Annotated in this window: 5 protein-coding genes; 2 read left to right on the top strand and 3 right to left on the bottom strand. The window is 59.8% G+C overall.

Going from position 1 to position 2,595, the window contains the following annotated elements; all coding sequences use genetic code 11:
• Positions 1–514 (bottom strand): hypothetical protein (locus QMC81_11885; GenBank protein MDI6908170.1); only part of this gene is annotated, 514 nt, incomplete at its 3' end.
• Between the two features lie 262 nt (positions 515–776).
• A complete protein-coding gene (locus QMC81_11880) occupies positions 777–1,016 on the bottom strand; it encodes a helix-turn-helix transcriptional regulator (protein ID MDI6908169.1) in 240 nt (79 codons plus the stop codon).
• A gap of 160 nt (positions 1,017–1,176) precedes the next feature.
• Here QMC81_11880 and QMC81_11875 point away from each other — a divergent pair, with 160 nt between their 5' ends.
• On the top strand, positions 1,177–1,515 hold the full coding sequence (locus QMC81_11875) for a helix-turn-helix transcriptional regulator (protein ID MDI6908168.1): 339 nt from the start codon (positions 1,177–1,179) through the stop codon (positions 1,513–1,515).
• A 119-nt stretch (positions 1,516–1,634) separates the two neighbouring features.
• The gene (locus QMC81_11870; protein ID MDI6908167.1) at positions 1,635–1,862 is read left to right on the top strand and encodes a type II toxin-antitoxin system HicB family antitoxin; all 228 of its coding nucleotides are present in this window, start codon (positions 1,635–1,637) and stop codon (positions 1,860–1,862) included.
• Positions 1,863–2,228: 366 nt separating this feature from the next.
• Here QMC81_11870 and QMC81_11865 read toward each other — a convergent pair whose 3' ends face one another.
• On the bottom strand, positions 2,229–2,462 hold the full coding sequence (locus QMC81_11865; protein ID MDI6908166.1) for a helix-turn-helix transcriptional regulator: 234 nt from the start codon (positions 2,460–2,462) through the stop codon (positions 2,229–2,231).
• Positions 2,463–2,595 lie beyond the last annotated feature (133 nt).

Genomic DNA, 2,595 nt, shown 5'->3' with positions numbered 1-2,595 from the left:
CGTTCGGGATGCCGAGACGCCGCAGGACCTCGGGGTGCGGCGGGAACCGCTCCCACCACGGGAGACTGTTCAATGCCAAAATCGTGCCCTTGATGGTATGGCGAATCATCTCCAGCTCAAAGGGTATGAGCTTGGCCCGCGGCCCGGCCCAGCCCGGCAGGGCCGCGCGCGCCCCATCGACCATGTGCCGCCACCGCAGGAATTCCTCTTTGACCTCCGGAGACAGTGCTTCGTAAAGCCCGGTCCACCTTTTGCTTCGCACGTTGCGCAGGAACCGCACGATGTCGGACCGGCGCAACCCGAGGCGCTCCGCCACCTCCCGCGGCGCGTACCCGCGGGCGATCATTCTTGTTATCCGCCGCCGGACTGCCTCGGGCAGGGCCTTCTGCCGCCGCCGCGATTCGCCCTCCGGGCTTCTCGGCCGGCCGCGGACGGCATTGGGGGCCAGGCCCAGGCGCTGGCGGGCCTCGGTTACGCTTGCCTGGGCCACGCCCAACTCTGAAGCGATCTCCACATCCTTCTTACCCGCGGCGACAAGTTGACGGAGTAATGCCTCATCAATTTTTTTCGGGCGACCGCGGGATTTTCCGATATTTTTGCACGTTTCGGCCACAGGCATGACTTAACCTCCCCGTGCTGTCGGGTATCCGTGCGCTGGCGCGCCGCAGATCCCCGCTTAAGCATTGGTGGTATAACGCGCCCCGGGGCTGGGGCTCCCATAGGGTCGGTTGTCGGAGGGCAAGGTGCTGGCAGGATTTAGTAATCCTGCGGCGAAGTTAGTCGGTACCGGTTTTGGTCACGTCGCCGGGCGTTTCATCCCCGCCGGCGAACAGGGCGGTCACGGGAACGCCCAGGGCGGCGGCAAGCCTTTCAAGCGTAGGCACCGACGGTATTCTCTTACCGCTTTCGATATCGCTGATTGAAGACTGAGCAACGCCGGATTTCTTGGCGAGTGCGTTTTGGCTGATCTGCCGCGCCTCACGCATATGCATGATGCGCTTTCCCAATTGGGACACTCTGGCACCCCCTCGACTAGATATTATCTGCCGGTGCTATAGCAGGCAAGACTTATTATAGCGCTTCCAGATATGTCTGGCTGGATTTCCCTCTGATTGCTCTTGTTTTCGTGCTTTTCCGCATATATACTTAGTGCAGGACTTATCTGCTAACAGATAGGTGGTCAACTTGAATATAGGTCGTCGACTGACAGAAATTCGTACAATGGCCGGGATTTCCGCAAACGCTTTGGCGAAGAAAGCTGGCGTTGCCCAGTCTACGATTAGCGAGATTGAGGCCGGTAAGCGCCAACCCAGTTTAAGCGTTTTGCAGAAGCTCTCCACCGCCCTGGGCATCACCTTGGCCGACTTCTTCGCCCCGGCCGGCCAGGGCGCGGAACCTTTGCCGGCGGAGCTGCGCCGGCTCCTGGAGAAAGCCCGGGAACTGACGCCGGAAGAGCTGGCCGCCTTTGAACGGATGTTGGACTTGGTACTCAAACGACCAGGTGCGCACACATAAGGGCAACAGATGCCTGTTGGTATGAGCCGGGCTAAGGGACGCTGAGCCCGCCGGCGGGTATAATGGGAGTAACGGGTACTGTGAATACGGGCTGCATCACAGAATGGAGGATCGTTAACGTGGCAAGGAGATTTAGCGTCATCCTGACCCCCGATCCCGAGGACGGCGGCTACGTGGTGACCGTCCCGGCGCTTCCGGGCTGCGTCTCGGAAGGAGACACCGTGGAAGAAGCCCTCGCGAACATCCGGGACGCCATCGCCCTGTTCGTCGCGAGCGCGGCCGACCACAACGAACCGCTCCCGGCCGACGTGCAGCCCCTTGTGACCACCGTGGAGGTCGCTGTCTAGTGCCACCGGTCCCGTCCCTCCCCGCACGTGAGATCATCTCCGCCTTCCAAAGACTTGGCTACCGGGTGGATCGTCAGTCCGGCTCCCACGTCATCTTGAAGCACCCGTCCCGAAGGACTCTAAGTATTCCCAACCATAACCCCGTAAAGCGCGGCACCTTGCGTGCCCTGATCTCTCTTGCCGGCCTTTCGGTGGACGAGTTTTTGTCACTGCTGAGGTAGCAGTCTCTGCCTGGCCGCCGGCCAGGAGCATCCGCCACCAGCCTCCCGTTTTGAAGGCCTCGCCGGTTACGATTTCTTCGAGAAAAGTCCCCCGGACCAAGCGCCTCGCGACCTTATGGCAGGATTTAGGAAGTCCGTGCCGAAGTTACTCGGCACCGGTCTTGGTCGCGTCGCCGGGTGCTTCATCTCCGCCGTCAAACAGGGCGGTCACCGGAACGCCCAGGGCGGCGGCGAGCTTACTAATGTCTTGAACTGTGATAGTCGTCTTGTTGCACTCCATACGGCTAAGCTCCGCCTGGGAAACTCCCAAAAGCAAAGCCAATTCAACCTGGGTAAGGTTTCGCTGCTTGCGTAGTGCTCGAATGGTATCTCCAATCATTCCAAAACCTCCTGACAAGAGTATATACGTGGCGCGTATGCCTGTCAAGAAAAATATACGTACAGCGTGTTTGCATTACGCTCTACTCGCGAGCATACTATACGTAGACCGTATATTGAGGTGCCGTTATGAA

Source organism: Thermoanaerobacterales bacterium (assembly GCA_030019475.1).
Classification (GTDB): domain Bacteria; phylum Bacillota; class Desulfotomaculia; order Desulfotomaculales; family JASEER01; genus JASEER01.
Note: the sequence above shows the minus strand (reverse complement) of the source record. Positions and strands in the feature narration are given on the sequence as shown.

Excerpts from the sequence above, each read along its gene's own strand:
- QMC81_11865 (MDI6908166.1), bottom strand. The coding sequence starts at position 2,462 with ATGATTGGAGATACCATTCGAGCACTACGCAAGCAGCGAAACCTTACC.